This window comes from Salmonella sp. 32120201201600049SM (genome assembly GCF_017572835.1).
GTDB lineage: Bacteria > Pseudomonadota > Gammaproteobacteria > Enterobacterales > Enterobacteriaceae > Salmonella > Salmonella enterica.
This window is the reverse complement of the sequence record NZ_JAGESA010000001.1, coordinates 65,861-80,146: the sequence shown is the minus strand read 5'-3', so window position 1 is coordinate 80,146 and position 14,286 is coordinate 65,861. Positions and strand designations below refer to the sequence as shown.

General features: G+C 54.9%; 12 protein-coding genes. 4 read left to right on the top strand and 8 right to left on the bottom strand.

Features of this window, described 5'->3' with window-relative positions:
• Positions 1–753: 753 nt before the first annotated feature.
• Positions 754–2,262, bottom strand: a complete 1,509-nt coding sequence (gene putP, locus J4650_RS00370) for a sodium/proline symporter PutP (RefSeq protein ID WP_001018463.1) — start codon at positions 2,260–2,262, stop codon at positions 754–756.
• Between the two features lie 421 nt (positions 2,263–2,683).
• On the opposite strand from putP, the gene putA reads away from it, so the two are divergent.
• Positions 2,684–6,646 (top strand): trifunctional transcriptional regulator/proline dehydrogenase/L-glutamate gamma-semialdehyde dehydrogenase, encoded by a 3,963-nt coding sequence (putA, locus tag J4650_RS00365; protein WP_023993498.1) that lies wholly within the window; start codon positions 2,684–2,686, stop codon positions 6,644–6,646.
• 58 nt (positions 6,647–6,704) lie between these two features.
• Positions 6,705–7,100 (top strand): lysozyme inhibitor LprI family protein, encoded by a 396-nt coding sequence (locus tag J4650_RS00360; RefSeq protein WP_000821059.1) that lies wholly within the window; start codon positions 6,705–6,707, stop codon positions 7,098–7,100.
• Here J4650_RS00360 and rutR read toward each other — a convergent pair.
• Together rutR and J4650_RS00350 are read right to left on the bottom strand one after the other, a co-directional pair.
• Positions 7,097–7,735 (bottom strand): HTH-type transcriptional regulator RutR, encoded by a 639-nt coding sequence (rutR, locus tag J4650_RS00355; RefSeq protein ID WP_000083128.1) that lies wholly within the window; start codon positions 7,733–7,735, stop codon positions 7,097–7,099. The genes J4650_RS00360 and rutR overlap by 4 nt on opposite strands.
• A 136-nt stretch (positions 7,736–7,871) precedes the next feature.
• Positions 7,872–8,039: a general stress protein gene (locus J4650_RS00350; protein WP_001273663.1), complete on the bottom strand. Its 168-nt coding sequence runs from the start codon at positions 8,037–8,039 to the stop codon at positions 7,872–7,874.
• A gap of 384 nt (positions 8,040–8,423) precedes the next feature.
• On the opposite strand from J4650_RS00350, the gene wrbA reads away from it, so the two are divergent.
• Entirely contained in the window at positions 8,424–9,020 is a 597-nt protein-coding gene (gene wrbA / locus J4650_RS00345; RefSeq protein WP_001062898.1) for an NAD(P)H:quinone oxidoreductase, read from the top strand.
• Between the two features lie 20 nt (positions 9,021–9,040).
• Entirely contained in the window at positions 9,041–9,268 is a 228-nt protein-coding gene (locus tag J4650_RS00340) for a YccJ family protein (protein ID WP_023993499.1), read from the top strand.
• A 33-nt stretch (positions 9,269–9,301) separates the two neighbouring features.
• Here J4650_RS00340 and agp read toward each other — a convergent pair whose 3' ends face one another.
• The 5 genes from agp to J4650_RS00315 all read right to left on the bottom strand — a co-directional run bounded on the left by agp (position 9,302) and on the right by J4650_RS00315 (position 14,089).
• On the bottom strand, positions 9,302–10,543 hold the full coding sequence (gene agp / locus J4650_RS00335; protein ID WP_000749201.1) for a bifunctional glucose-1-phosphatase/inositol phosphatase: 1,242 nt from the start codon (positions 10,541–10,543) through the stop codon (positions 9,302–9,304).
• Between the two features lie 132 nt (positions 10,544–10,675).
• A complete protein-coding gene (locus J4650_RS00330; RefSeq protein ID WP_000729206.1) occupies positions 10,676–11,182 on the bottom strand; it encodes a protein disulfide oxidoreductase in 507 nt (168 codons plus the stop codon).
• The gene (locus J4650_RS00325) at positions 11,172–11,795 is read right to left on the bottom strand and encodes a DsbA family protein (RefSeq protein ID WP_000876685.1); all 624 of its coding nucleotides are present in this window, start codon (positions 11,793–11,795) and stop codon (positions 11,172–11,174) included. The genes J4650_RS00330 and J4650_RS00325 overlap by 11 nt, the downstream gene beginning before the upstream one ends.
• Positions 11,792–13,678, bottom strand: a complete 1,887-nt coding sequence (locus J4650_RS00320) for a thioredoxin family protein (RefSeq protein ID WP_023993500.1) — start codon at positions 13,676–13,678, stop codon at positions 11,792–11,794. Before J4650_RS00320 ends, J4650_RS00325 begins: the two co-directional genes overlap by 4 nt.
• A 48-nt stretch (positions 13,679–13,726) precedes the next feature.
• The gene (locus tag J4650_RS00315) at positions 13,727–14,089 is read right to left on the bottom strand and encodes a copper resistance protein (RefSeq protein ID WP_001118902.1); all 363 of its coding nucleotides are present in this window, start codon (positions 14,087–14,089) and stop codon (positions 13,727–13,729) included.
• Positions 14,090–14,286 lie beyond the last annotated feature (197 nt).

Sequence of the window (14,286 nt, the reverse complement as noted above, 5' to 3'; positions counted from 1 at the left end):
ATATGACGTCATGGGTATGGACAGTAAGAGAAATGATGAGAGCTTTTAAGATGACAAGACCACCACCGGAGAGAGAATGTCCGTACAGGGTGTTGTAACTACTGTAAATAATGTGTCCTGGTGCGGACATTACCATTCGCGATCTCCATAGTGAGTGACCATCACTGCCGGGGAACTACCGCTATTACTACTAAGTACAACACAAAACATCAATAATGCAACAATATATTCACCATGCATTAACCAAACATTATTGCGTCATTGTCAGTCTCTTACAGAAAGATTACACAATTATTTCATTGGCAGGAGACTAAAAAAGATAATCATTAGCTACTATGGGTATTAATGGTGAAACCACCCATAACCCATTGAATATTCAACATATAAAAGGTTAAAACGGAGTAGTTAACGTGTCCTCTCTCCCATCGCTAAAACGGCATTATTTATGCAAAATTTTGTGCGGCATACTTACGCCAGTAACGCTGACTCGTTTTAATTTTTGTCATTACTCTATTGCGTCAAGGCTATTGGTACTATTAACAGGCGATTTCATATATGGCCAGTTAGTGATTACTCGAGACGTATTACGCCCGCGTTAATGGCGCTCAAGGGCTAAAAATAGTTTGAGAGAGCGTCCTCATTTACCTGAACATCTTCAGTCAATCGGTCCGGGACTTATCAGAGGACCAGGCAGGCGTATAACGCCGCCTGGTAAAATATGTCCGATGGCAATAATGCTATCGGACATGTCGGTTATTCCGCCTGTAGCTTCGACGGCGGCGCGGAGTGATAATGCGCGTCCGCTTTTGCAAAGCGTTCCTGCATCGCTGCTGTCGGCGCTTTGCCAAGCAGGCTAAAGATTACGATCCCCAGGCTGCCGAAAATGAAGCCAGGGATGATCTCATACAGATCCAGCCAGCCATATTGTTTCCAGACGATAACCGTCACCGCGCCAATAATCATTCCCGCCAGCGCGCCGTTACGTGTCATACGCGACCACATCACAGAAAACAGGACAACAGGCCCAAATGCCGCGCCGAATCCAGCCCAGGCGTAGCTCACCAGCCCCAGCACACGGTTATCGGGGTTCGCCGCCAGCGCAATGGCGATCAGCGCTACCACCAGCACCATCACTCGCCCTACCCATACCAGCTCTTGCTGGCTGGCGCTTTTACGCAGAAAAGCCTTATATAAATCTTCTGTAATCGCGCTGGAGCATACCAGCAACTGACAGCTCAACGTCGACATCACCGCCGCCAGGATAGCAGACAGCAAAATACCGGCAATCCACGGGTTAAACAGGATCTGCGCCAGTTCAATAAATACGCGTTCTGAGTTTTGGTTCACCGCCCCGGCCAGCGCGGGGTTGTTGTTAAAGTACGCAATGCCAAAGAAGCCCACCGCCACCGCGCCCGCCAGACACAGAATCATCCAGGTCATACTGATACGACGCGCATGAACAATACTGTGATGGGAATCCGCCGCCATAAAGCGCGCCAGGATATGCGGCTGACCGAAGTAACCCAGTCCCCAGCCCATCAGGGAAATAATAGCGACAAAATTCAGCCCCTTGAGCATGTCGACATTCTCGATGCTCTTTTGCTTGATCACCTCCAGCGACTCGCTAAAACCGCCTACGCCGACAATAACCATCACCGGCGTCAGGATTAACGCAAAAATCATCAGGCTGGCCTGAACGGTATCCGTCCAGCTAACGGCAAGAAACCCGCCGATAAAGGTATAAATAATGGTTGCCGCGGCCCCCGCCCACAGTGCGGTTTCATAGCTCATACCGAAGGTGCTTTCGAACAGTCGTGCTCCAGCGACAATACCTGACGCGCAATAGATGGTGAAAAACAGCAGAATAACCAACGCGGAAATAATACGCAGGACTCGGCTCTTATCCTCAAACCGACCGGTAAAATAGTCCGGCAGCGTGAGCGCGTTATTGTTAAATTCGGTATGCACGCGCAGGCGCCCGGCCACCAGCTTCCAGTTAATCCATGCGCCTAACGTCAGGCCAATGGCGATCCAGCTTTCAGAGATCCCCGACAGAAAGATAGCGCCAGGCAGCCCCATTAACAGCCAGCCGCTCATATCCGACGCGCCGGCTGATAAAGCCGTAACAAACGGCCCCAGACTGCGACCGCCAAGAATATAGTCATCAAAGTTTTTGGTTGAGCGCCAGGCGATAAACCCAATCAATATCATGCCAAAAATATAGACACAGAATGTCACCAACATCGGTGTGCTAATAGCCATCAAGGTTCTCCAAATTTATTTATTGGCACTACCGTAGCGTGCCGTTTTGTACCCTGCCGGAACGTGGCAAGGGTGTTATGTTTACCAGGGCGACCGTATCCTGCCGGAAGCGGTGGTTATTCACAATCGATTTAACACACCATTTACATCAAATTTGATTGCAGAGGGATACTATTTTTCTCCAGGTTGCACTCTCTCACATTTTTTGCGGTTGCACCTTTTAAAAGTGTTAACTACCGCAGAGAAAATAAATCCAGATGGTTTTCCCCGTCAGACTCCCTCTTTCTTTTTTTAACAATTTATTCATTTTTAAGCTTGCAACGCAGGTCACATTTAACGCGGTTGCACAAAGTTGCAACATAGTGGATATTTTCCGCTAACTATTGGTTAGCAGACAGAGCGAATAACAGGAGTAGAGGGTATGGGAACCACCACGATGGGGGTTAAGCTGGACGACGCCACGCGCGAACGGATCAAAATGGCCGCGTCGCGTATCGATCGCACGCCGCACTGGTTAATAAAACAGGCAATCTTTAGCTATCTGGACAAGCTGGAAAATAGCGATACGCTACCGGAGCTACCTGCGCTGTTTGCCGGCGCGGCAAATGAAAGCGAGGAGCCGGTCGCGCCGCAGGATGAGCCGCATCAGCCCTTTCTGGAGTTTGCCGAACAGATTCTTCCCCAATCCGTCTCTCGCGCCGCCATCACCGCCGCCTGGCGCCGCCCGGAAACCGATGCGGTGTCAATGCTAATGGAACAGGCGCGCCTGTCGCCGCCTGTCGCTGAGCAGGCTCATAAACTGGCGTATCAACTGGCGGAGAAATTGCGCAATCAAAAATCCGCCAGCGGTCGCGCGGGTATGGTACAAGGCCTGTTGCAGGAGTTTTCCCTCTCTTCGCAAGAAGGCGTTGCGCTGATGTGTCTGGCGGAAGCGCTACTGCGTATTCCCGACAAAGCTACGCGCGATGCGTTAATTCGCGACAAAATCAGTAATGGCAACTGGCAGTCGCATATTGGCCGTAGCCCGTCGCTGTTTGTAAACGCCGCCACCTGGGGGCTGCTCTTTACCGGCCGACTGGTCTCAACGCATAACGAAGCCAATCTTTCGCGCTCGCTGAACCGCATTATCGGCAAGAGCGGCGAACCGTTAATCCGCAAAGGCGTCGACATGGCGATGCGTTTAATGGGCGAGCAGTTCGTGACTGGTGAAACCATTGCTCAGGCGCTGGCGAATGCCCGAAAACTGGAAGAGAAAGGGTTCCGCTATTCTTACGATATGCTGGGCGAAGCCGCGTTAACCGCCGCCGATGCGCAGGCCTATATGGTTTCTTACCAGCAAGCGATTCATGCCATCGGCAAAGCGTCTAACGGTCGCGGTATTTACGAAGGGCCAGGCATCTCGATTAAGCTGTCCGCCCTGCATCCACGCTATAGTCGCGCGCAATACGATCGGGTAATGGAGGAGCTTTATCCGCGCCTGAAATCCCTGACGCTGCTGGCGCGCCAGTATGATATCGGTCTCAATATCGACGCCGAAGAGGCGGATCGTCTGGAGATCTCGCTCGATCTGCTGGAAAAACTCTGCTTCGAACCCGAACTGGCGGGCTGGAACGGCATTGGCTTTGTGATCCAGGCTTACCAGAAACGCTGCCCGCTGGTCATTGATTATTTAGTCGATCTGGCCTCCCGTAGCCGCCGTCGGCTGATGATTCGTCTGGTGAAAGGCGCCTACTGGGATAGCGAAATCAAACGCGCGCAAATGGAAGGGCTGGAGGGTTATCCGGTTTATACCCGCAAAGTGTATACCGATGTCTCTTATCTGGCCTGCGCGAAAAAATTGCTTGCCGTACCTAATCTGATCTACCCGCAGTTCGCGACCCATAACGCTCACACACTGGCAGCGATATATCATCTGGCCGGGCAAAATTACTATCCGGGTCAGTACGAATTCCAGTGCCTGCACGGCATGGGCGAACCGCTGTATGAACAGGTCACCGGTAAAGTAGCGGACGGAAAACTTAACCGTCCCTGCCGTATTTACGCGCCGGTGGGAACACACGAAACCCTGCTGGCCTATCTGGTACGACGCCTGCTCGAAAACGGCGCCAACACCTCTTTTGTCAACCGCATCGCCGATGCCACCCTACCGCTCGATGAACTGGTGGCCGACCCGGTCGAGGCCGTGGAAAAACTGGCGCAGCAGGAAGGTCAGGCTGGCATACCGCATCCGAAAATTCCGCTGCCGCGCGATCTGTACGGCGAAGGTCGGATAAACTCCGCCGGACTTGATTTAGCGAATGAACATCGCCTCGCCTCGCTTTCTTCTGCCCTGTTAAGCAACGCCATGCAGAAATGGCAGGCCAAACCTGTGCTGGAACAACCGGTGGCCGACGGTGAGATGACGCCGGTTATCAACCCGGCGGAACCGAAAGATATTGTTGGCTGGGGACGCGAAGCGACAGAAAGCGAGGTTGAACAGGCGTTGCAAAACGCGGTCAATCAGGCGCCGGTTTGGTTTGCGACGCCGCCGCAAGAACGCGCCGCCATTTTGCAGCGGGCGGCGGTATTGATGGAAGACCAAATGCAGCAGTTGATTGGCCTGTTGGTGCGTGAAGCGGGGAAAACGTTCAGCAACGCCATTGCCGAAGTGCGCGAAGCGGTAGACTTCCTCCATTATTATGCCGGTCAAGTACGTGACGATTTCGATAACGAAACGCATCGCCCGTTAGGGCCGGTGGTCTGTATCAGTCCGTGGAACTTCCCGCTGGCCATTTTCACCGGCCAAATCGCCGCCGCGCTGGCGGCAGGTAACAGCGTTCTGGCGAAACCAGCCGAGCAGACATCGCTGATTGCCGCCCAGGGCATTGCCATTTTGCTGGAAGCGGGCGTACCGCCGGGCGTCGTGCAACTGTTGCCGGGACGGGGAGAAACCGTCGGCGCCCAGCTTACCGCCGATGCGCGTGTACGCGGCGTGATGTTTACCGGCTCCACGGAGGTCGCGACGTTGTTGCAGCGCAACATCGCCACGCGTCTTGACGCCCAGGGTCGCCCTATTCCGTTGATTGCGGAAACCGGCGGTATGAACGCTATGATTGTCGACTCTTCCGCGCTCACCGAGCAGGTGGTCGTGGATGTGCTGGCTTCCGCTTTCGACAGCGCCGGACAACGCTGTTCCGCGCTCCGCGTGCTGTGTTTGCAGGAGGATATCGCCGAACATACGCTGAAAATGTTACGCGGCGCGATGGCGGAGTGTCGGATGGGGAATCCAGGCCGTCTGACGACCGATATCGGGCCGGTGATCGATAGCGAGGCCAAAGCCAACATTGAACGTCATATCCAGACAATGCGCGCCAAAGGCCGCCCGGTTTTCCAGGCCGCGCGTGAAAACAGCGATGACGCGCAGGAATGGCAGACCGGTACGTTTGTTATGCCCACGCTTATTGAGCTGGAAAACTTCGCAGAACTGGAAAAAGAGGTCTTCGGGCCCGTGCTGCACGTCGTGCGTTATAACCGTAACCAACTGGCGGAACTTATCGAACAGATTAACACTTCCGGCTACGGGCTAACGCTGGGCGTACATACCCGTATTGATGAAACCATTGCGCAAGTCACCGGTTCCGCCCACGTCGGCAACCTGTACGTTAACCGTAATATGGTGGGCGCGGTCGTCGGCGTCCAGCCGTTTGGCGGCGAAGGCCTGTCCGGCACCGGGCCAAAAGCGGGAGGACCGCTCTATCTCTACCGCCTGCTGGCACACCGCCCGCCCAATGCGCTCAATACGACGCTAACTCGTCAGGATGCGCGTTACCCGGTGGATGCGCAGCTTAAAACCACGCTACTCGCGCCGTTGACCGCTCTGACGCAATGGGCGGCGGATCGCCCGGCGCTACAGACGCTCTGCCGACAATTCGCCGATCTGGCGCAGGCCGGCACGCAGCGCCTGCTACCGGGGCCGACCGGCGAGCGTAATACCTGGACGCTGTTGCCGCGTGAACGGGTATTATGCCTGGCTGATGACGAACAGGACGCGTTGACGCAGCTTGCCGCCGTTCTCGCCGTCGGCAGTCAGGCGCTATGGTCAGACGACGCCTTCCACCGCGATCTGGCGAAACGTCTTCCCGCCGCCGTCGCGGCGCGTGTCCAGTTTGCGAAAGCGGAAACGCTGATGGCGCAGCCGTTTGACGCGGTGATTTTCCACGGCGACTCCGACAAGCTGCGAACCGTTTGCGAAGCCGTCGCCGCCCGCGAAGGCGCGATAGTGTCGGTACAGGGGTTCGCCCGCGGCGAAAGCAATATACTGCTGGAACGGCTCTATATTGAACGTTCGCTGAGCGTAAACACTGCCGCCGCTGGCGGTAATGCCAGCCTGATGACAATTGGCTAATACTGTGGTTAATTAAGGCTCCGTCAATGGAGCCTTTTTACTCGCGTCAGAGGACCGTATGAAACGAATTTTCCTTACCTGCGCGGCGTTGTTGTTCAGCAGTCAGGCGTTGGCCGATGAGTGTGCCAGCGCCAGTACGCAGCTGGAAATGAATCGCTGCGCCGCCGCGCAATACCAGGCGGCAGATAAAAAGCTGAACGAAACCTATCAAAGCGCGATTAAGCGTGCGCAACCGCCGCAGCGCGAGCTGTTGCAAAAAGCGCAGGTGGCATGGATTGCACTGCGGGACGCCGATTGCGCTCTGATTCGCTCAGGTACGGAGGGCGGCAGCGTGCAACCCATGATCGCCAGCCAGTGCCTGACCGATAAAACGAACGAACGCGAAGCGTTTTTAGCCTCGCTGCTGCAATGTGAAGAGGGTGATTTGAGCTGCCCGCTGCCGCCAGCCGGTTAACGCACGCGAATCCCTTCAATAATAATGCGCTGAACGCTTTCGACCGTTTGGTTAAAAAAGGCTTCATCGCGAAGCGTCGCGCCGGTTACCGCCTCAACCTGAGGGGCAAAATCGGCGTAATGTTGCGTGGCGGCCCAAATCATGAAGATCAAATGGTGCGGGGAGACGGGCGCCAGTTTCCCGCTGTGCACCCATCCGGCAATCAGCGCGGATTTTTCATCTATCAACGCTTTTAGATCGCCGGTCAGTTCCTCCATCAAGAGCGGCGCGCCCGCCAGCATCTCCATACAGAAGAGCCGCGACGCCTGCGGATAATCACGCGAAACTTCCAGCTTGAGACGGATATACTCTTTGATGGCCTCCAGAGGGGAAAATTCTGCGCGAAACGCCTTGAGCGGCGCCAGCCAGACATCCAGGATCTGTCGCATTACCGCGACATACAGCGCCTCTTTCGAGGGATAATAATAAAGCAGATTGGTTTTGGAGACGCCAGCCCGCTCGGCGACCTGCTCAAGACGCGCGCCATGAATGCCATACTGGGAAAAAACAGCAAGCGCGGCAGTTAAGATAAGCTGCCGTTTTGCACCGGTGGCCTGCGAGCGTTTCCCGATTTTTTTCTCTGTGCGTTGCGACATGCGCCCTCTCCTTTTTGTCAGGACGCAAGCATACCAAATCCGGCTTATAAACTAAAAAACCGCCGGAAATCCGGCGGCGGTGGCGCATGACGCTTTTTAGCGCGAAACGCTCAGCGTCTTGCTGTTGTGACGCAGGCTAGCTATTACGGTTACTGCTTTTGCCCCCTTTTTTGCCTGCTTCGGATGCACGCTGCGGGTCATTCTTAAAATTGCCCCCGCTGTGCTGACCACCTTTACGACCTGCTTCTGATGCTCTTTCGCGGTCTTCCGCAAAATTACCGGAACCGCCACGATGGTTTGCCATTACTGACCTCCGTCATAGATTAGACATCATATTGCATAGGTAATGAGGAGTATCTCCTCGCGCAGCGTATGAACGATATCATCAGTAACGCCGCGTAACATTAAGCATAGTGAAAAACGTCGTGGTAGGCCGCTTACCGAAATATTCTGCAACATTGGAAGCCGAATACGCAGAATAATAACCATAAGAAATAAATAAGTTATTCTTATATTTGGGAAAATCAAAGCGCTTAAAAATGTATCATTTTGCAACAAAGGTCGCCAAATTAATTATTGTTATAAATCAAAGAAATGGCGCTGAAATTTGCACTCTTCACAGGAGAGCATATCTTTAAATAGACGTAGCGAATCGCTACACACCTGATTAATCTGAGGAGTAGTACAAATGGCAAAGATTCTGGTGCTCTATTATTCCATGTACGGACACATTGAAACCATGGCGCACGCGGTGGCGGAAGGGGCAAAGAAAGTCGACGGCGCAGAGGTCATTATAAAGCGTGTGCCAGAAACAATGCCGCCTGAAATCTTCGCAAAAGCTGGCGGTAAAACGCAAAACGCACCGGTTGCCACCCCACAGGAGCTGGCGGATTACGATGCCATTATTTTTGGTACGCCAACCCGGTTTGGCAATATGTCAGGCCAGATGCGTACCTTCCTGGATCAAACCGGTGGACTGTGGGCATCCGGCGCGCTATACGGCAAGCTCGGCAGCGTGTTCAGTTCTACCGGAACGGGCGGTGGCCAGGAGCAGACCATCACCTCGACCTGGACTACGCTTGCCCATCATGGGATGGTGATTGTCCCGATAGGCTATGCCGCACAGGAACTCTTTGACGTCTCCCAGGTTCGCGGCGGCACGCCTTACGGCGCAACGACTATCGCCGGAGGCGACGGTTCACGTCAACCAAGCCAGGAGGAACTCTCTATCGCTCGCTATCAGGGGGAATACGTCGCCGGTCTGGCAGTCAAACTCAACGGCTAATCTTCAACAGGAGGATTCGAATGCCAACTCAAGAAGCAAAAGCGCACCGCGTCGGCGAATGGGCAAGCCTGCGTAATACGTCGCCGGAAATTGCCGAAGCCATTTTTGAAGTCGCTCACTATGACGAGAAACTGGCAGAAAAAATATGGGAAGAAGGTGGCGATGAGGTGCTGATCAAAGCCTTTGAGAAAACGGACAAAGACTCGCTCTTCTGGGGCGAACAAATCATCGAACGTAAGAACGTATAACACAAACGCCCCCGCCTGCGCGGGGGCATACGGCTATTTTGCGGCAGTGTTCATGACGTTATCGAACTTATCCAGCGGACAGAAGCCGTTCGCATCCACCGGACATCCTTTCAGTTCCAGGGTTACCCTTTGCGCGGGCGATTTGAGCGTTAACGCTTCCGCGTTACGTAACTGCCGGGCGCTCTGGTAGACATACTCGATTTTCATCAAATCCCGGTTAGCGTTGCCGTCATGCCAGCGTTGGAAGACAAGCTGGCCGCCAATCGGCGTTCTCTCATACTGGTCATGGAGCTGATAGGGTTTAAAATCCAGGGCCGTCAGCAGCGACGCGATATTGGAATCATGCCCCACCAGCACGGTAACCTTCGGCGCGCTAACGCGATCGGCAACCAGCACCTTATCGATATATTTCACCAGCGGCGCAGCGACATTGCGCGCCACCGTGGGTGAGGTAAACAGGCTGTCCTGATAGCCGTTTTTCAGTTTTGACAGCACCTTCCACTGCCGATCGGTGTGGATCCCGCCCCAGGCGACCTGATCCATCGGAAACCCTTCGTAATATTGCAGGGTAAACGCATCCACCAGCGAGTTCCCTACTTTAAGCGGCCCCTGCACGCCAGGCTCTTGCTGATAGTTCGCGCTGAAGGTATCTTTCGCGTCGATTAGCGAACACTGATGCTTCTCTTTGCAGGACGGCGAGTCCTGATAATGCGTTATCTGCTCAAGCAGTTTATAACTCTCATCAAGATGCAGCTGACTACGCGCCTTTTCCATCGCCTGTACGGCCTGTTGCCGGAACGCGGCGGAATCATCGGTAATTACCGGATTGAAGGTAGGGTCCATAGTGCCCATTTTTTCCTGATGATGAACAGGAATATCACAGCCGGGGAAAGCGCCGGTAATGAAAAATTGCGCGGTGGCGACGGTGCGCTGCAAACTATTCGCATAGGCATATACCGTGTCGGGCGCCGGACATTCTCCCGACGGTATCAGCCCCTGCGCGACCAGCCATTCACGTGTGTAATGTCCCATATAGACTTCCAGCACGCCGCCTTTCGTCGTCAGTTGCCCGCCGGGAACGTCCCACGCCGGCCAGGCGTTCGGCGTCGACTGCGCCAGTACGCTGCCATTATTCGCCAGCGGCGCCCGCAGATTATGGCGGCTCATCATCAGCACCTGTTGTAATTGATAACCTTCCGGCGTTGTCTGCGCCTGTACGGCGGATGACAACAAAACAGCCCCTGCCACAGCAACAGCGAGTAATGATTTTTTCATCCCTATGACCTCTTGTTGTTATCAAATCGTTCTGAGTGTGACAGAAATGGATCATTTTTCCGGGAACGATTTCGCAAAACGGGGGTTTTTCTTACAGTAAACGCGTTAGCGCCGGGAAACCCCGGCGCATATTCAGAACGTTTTTGCCCACCACAGCCGAAGCTTCATGCCCCAATAGCTGGTCCAGCCGCTGGTGGTGAACACAACCCGACCTTGTGAAACCACCACCAGCGTTGGTGTCACGCTGATTTCCCAGCCAGCGGATAAGGCGCCTTTAGCATCATTGACGACCGGGAAGTCAACGCCCTTGCGCGCCAGCCAGCGGGCAACCTCAGCGTCATCGCCGGAGCGGAGCGCAACGGTCATGACGTTTTCCCCTTCAGCCGCCAGGCGAGCGACCGCAGGCGTAGTAAAGCGGCATACCCCGCACCAGCTGGCCCAAAAATAGAGCAGTACGGGGCGTTCTTCGCTCAAGGTCGCCAGAGTTGTCGACTCTCCCGTCAGCGTATGTAACGGTGTCGCGGCAAACGCCGGAGGCGCCTGCGGCGCGCGCCAGACGTCCATGACCACCATTATCGCGATGAGGAGCGCCAGAAAAACCGCGGCTTCACGCAGCCAACGCCGCAGTTTAGCCGCCATTGGCAGCCGCCAGTTTTTCTTTCACCACCGCTTCCAGCGTATCCCAGGGCACCGCGCCCGGAATCAGCTCGTCGCCAATGATCGTCGCTGGCGTTCCTTGCACGCCGACCAGCCTTGCCAACTGCAAATTAGTGCGTATCGTTTCCATGCTTTTTTCATCCAGCGTCACTGGCGTAGCCCCTGCTTTCTGCTGGGCCTGTTTAATACTGTCATCCGTATGGTAACCGCGCTTTTGCATGAGTTTTTCATGTAGCGCGAGGAACTGTTGCGGATGCTCGCGCCAGGTGGTCAGCGCAATACGCGCCGCCAGTATGGAACTCTCTCCTTTGAATGGCAGCGGTTTAATAATGACCGCAACGTCAGGATATTTCTGCACAATCTTTTCCAGCATCGGATCGAGCTGTTTGCAGTACGGGCAGTTGTAATCCGTAAAGTTCACCAGCGTCAGCTTAGGGTGTTTAGCGCCTATCCGCGGGCTGGCAGGATCGTTAAACAACGCCGCATGGATCAGATTTTCAATCTGCTTTTCTTGATCCGGCGTAAAAGGGGCGGTTTCTTGCGCGATGCTCAGCGTCGAAAACAGCGCCAGCAGCAAAACAATCATGTATTTCATTGGGTTATTCCTTTCGCTTTTTTCAACGTTTGTAATACCGCATCGCGGGTCAGCAAAGTGGGCAATGCCTCCCCTTCCGGCAAGCCGGGGCCATATACCTGATTAAACGGCACGGCGACCTGGCCACGCGTTTTCAGAAAATCTGTAATAGCATCGGACGGCAGCGTCCAGTCTCCCCGCAGCGCCACAACATCCGGCTGTTGCAAGGCGGCCTGCACATCCTCTTTTTGCAGGACGTTGTATTTATTCACTTTACAGGTAATACACCAGTCCGCAGTGACATCGACAAATACCCGCTTATGCTGCGCCAGCGCCGACTGGATTGCCTGTTCACTCAACGGTTGCCACTGAACCGTGTCTTGCGCGCTCTTTGACGCAGTGAAGCCGAAATGCGGCAGGAGTAACGTCGCCAGCCAGATAGCCGACCCCAGCATCATCAGACCGAGGATCCTGCGCAGGACATTCATCCAGCGCCCGGGGCGCGGTAAACGTAGCGCAAGCCCTGGTCGTATCGCGACCAGTAGCCACGGCGCGCTCATTCCCAGGCCAAGCGCAAGGAACAGCCCCCACAGCGTCGGCAGCGACGCCGTGAGCGCCACCGCGACCGCCGTGCCCAGAAACGGCGCGCTACAAGGCGTCGCCAGCAGCGTGGCGAATGCCCCCTGCCAGAAATGTCCCGACATACCGTTACCGCCGTAAGTGGCCAGTTTCGTGGTCATAGATGAGGGAAGCCTGAACTCAAAAAGCCCGAACAGGCTGGCGCTAAACAACAACATCACCAGCGCCATAAAACCAATAAACCATGCATTCTGGAACTGGACTCCCCAGGCCAGCGCATGGTTTGACAGGCGAAGGAGGGTCATAAACGCCGCCAGCGCCATAAATGACGCAATGATACCGGCGACCGAAGCCAAAAATTGTCGCCTGATGTGAGAGCGGCTTTTTTCCTCTACCAATAAAATAGAGCCAAGTTTCATGCCCAGGACCGGCAGTACGCAGGGCATTAAATTAAGAATCAGTCCGCCGATCAGCGCCATCATTACAACTTGCCAGAAAGGTAGCGCCGCATTGTCCAGCGTTTGCGCTGGCGCAGCGCCAATGGTTTGCGTGCTCTCCTGGGCGATAGCGCCATCGGCTAACACGAGGGTCAGCGATTTGTTGCGCAAATCGGGCGCCTTTTCGCCCCAACTGTCCGTCACCGGCACCGTCGCCTGTAACCTGTCGCCCTCTACGCGCAGGCGAGGCTTCGCAAAATCGACGTCATCTATGGTGTCAAGATAGAGCCAGGGCGATGACCAGCCCGCCGCTCGCGTAGCAGTGACCACCAGTTCTCCCGGGCGATAGCCGACGTCAAGCGAGTCCGTTAGTCCACTGCGGAGCGGAACTTTACCCATCGCCCGCGCATAGTCATGGGCAAAATCGGCATTCTGCACAGTGGGCGTCACGGAAAAGGGGTAATCGGTCAACAGACAAACATTGCTGCAGGTTGATAACGTCAACACGCCGCTCAAGGTCGCGGGCGGCGTACCGCGCACGATCATCGGAAAGGTCACCTCGTCGTGATATCCCTGGGTGGTGATATTCGCCACATCAAAGCGCGAGGGGGTTGGCCAGAACCAGCTTACCTCAGGCATGTCGCCTTTCCAGGCGATAGAGGGCGCCACGCCCCCTTCCCCCGGCGCGCGCCAGTAGGTTTTCCAGCCGTTTTCCAGTTTGACGTCAAGCAACAGCCGGGTCTCACCGTTAGCGGACGTATCGGCACGTAGCCGTATGCTGGCATGGTCGTTATCGGGCGAACGCAGCCAGCCGCTTTCTGCCGCCCAGGAGACGGGCAGCCAAAGCCATAACAGGCAGAACAGTATCCGCCTGAACAAAATCATCATATTTTTTCTCCGTGAATGAGTAATTAACCGTTAGCAATAACCGGTCTGTCATTCACGGAAGACACAAAATCGTAGATGTACCCGTAATGTGGGCGGCGAAATAGCCCGTGGAGGCGAAAACGGCAGGCGCATGACCCGGACAGGCGCCAGTAAGGAAAGCAGTAGACAAAGCGCAAGGATAGCGCCTTCAAAGAGTACCGGAGGCGCCGCCAGCAGCGACTTGGCGCTTAATTCGCAGGGGGTGACCGGCGAGCCGTCATCTGTCGAGGAGGGAGCGCTGACCACCGCAGCAGAGGCCGTCGCCTGCATCTGCAAGGCGTGCAGGCCCGCCATGCGTTGCGCGGTACAAACCATTACCACGACACATGCAAGGCAAAGAAACCACCAGCCCATCCGTTGTTGTTTCGCCATTGCGCCCTCACTGTTTAACGCGAGTTATCTTAGCCACTGGCGCGGTTTTGGCAACCTTTCCCCTGTAAAGTTATGTCGGCGCGCTGCGCAACCTTCTGATAGTCGAACAACGTAATTTATTCTTACTAATGATATAACTGGTGTTTTCATACGCACTTTTCAGGTTTACCCTACACTTAGTGGAGAAACCTTTTTGG

What these genes read in the sequence shown, in the direction of transcription:
- J4650_RS00320 (WP_023993500.1), bottom strand. Translation starts at nt 13,678, where the DNA reads ATGATGATTTTGTTCAGGCGGATACTGTTCTGCCTGTTATGGCTTTGG.
- J4650_RS00325 (WP_000876685.1), bottom strand. Translation starts at nt 11,795, where the DNA reads ATGAAATACATGATTGTTTTGCTGCTGGCGCTGTTTTCGACGCTGAGC.
- agp (WP_000749201.1), bottom strand. Translation starts at nt 10,543, where the DNA reads ATGAAAAAATCATTACTCGCTGTTGCTGTGGCAGGGGCTGTTTTGTTG.
- putP (WP_001018463.1), bottom strand. Translation starts at nt 2,262, where the DNA reads ATGGCTATTAGCACACCGATGTTGGTGACATTCTGTGTCTATATTTTT.
- rutR (WP_000083128.1), bottom strand. Translation starts at nt 7,735, where the DNA reads ATGTCGCAACGCACAGAGAAAAAAATCGGGAAACGCTCGCAGGCCACC.
- J4650_RS00350 (WP_001273663.1), bottom strand. Translation starts at nt 8,039, where the DNA reads ATGGCAAACCATCGTGGCGGTTCCGGTAATTTTGCGGAAGACCGCGAA.
- J4650_RS00360 (WP_000821059.1), top strand. Translation starts at nt 6,705, where the DNA reads ATGAAACGAATTTTCCTTACCTGCGCGGCGTTGTTGTTCAGCAGTCAG.
- J4650_RS00330 (WP_000729206.1), bottom strand. Translation starts at nt 11,182, where the DNA reads ATGGCGGCTAAACTGCGGCGTTGGCTGCGTGAAGCCGCGGTTTTTCTG.
- J4650_RS00315 (WP_001118902.1), bottom strand. Translation starts at nt 14,089, where the DNA reads ATGGCGAAACAACAACGGATGGGCTGGTGGTTTCTTTGCCTTGCATGT.
- putA (WP_023993498.1), top strand. Translation starts at nt 2,684, where the DNA reads ATGGGAACCACCACGATGGGGGTTAAGCTGGACGACGCCACGCGCGAA.
- J4650_RS00340 (WP_023993499.1), top strand. Translation starts at nt 9,041, where the DNA reads ATGCCAACTCAAGAAGCAAAAGCGCACCGCGTCGGCGAATGGGCAAGC.
- wrbA (WP_001062898.1), top strand. Translation starts at nt 8,424, where the DNA reads ATGGCAAAGATTCTGGTGCTCTATTATTCCATGTACGGACACATTGAA.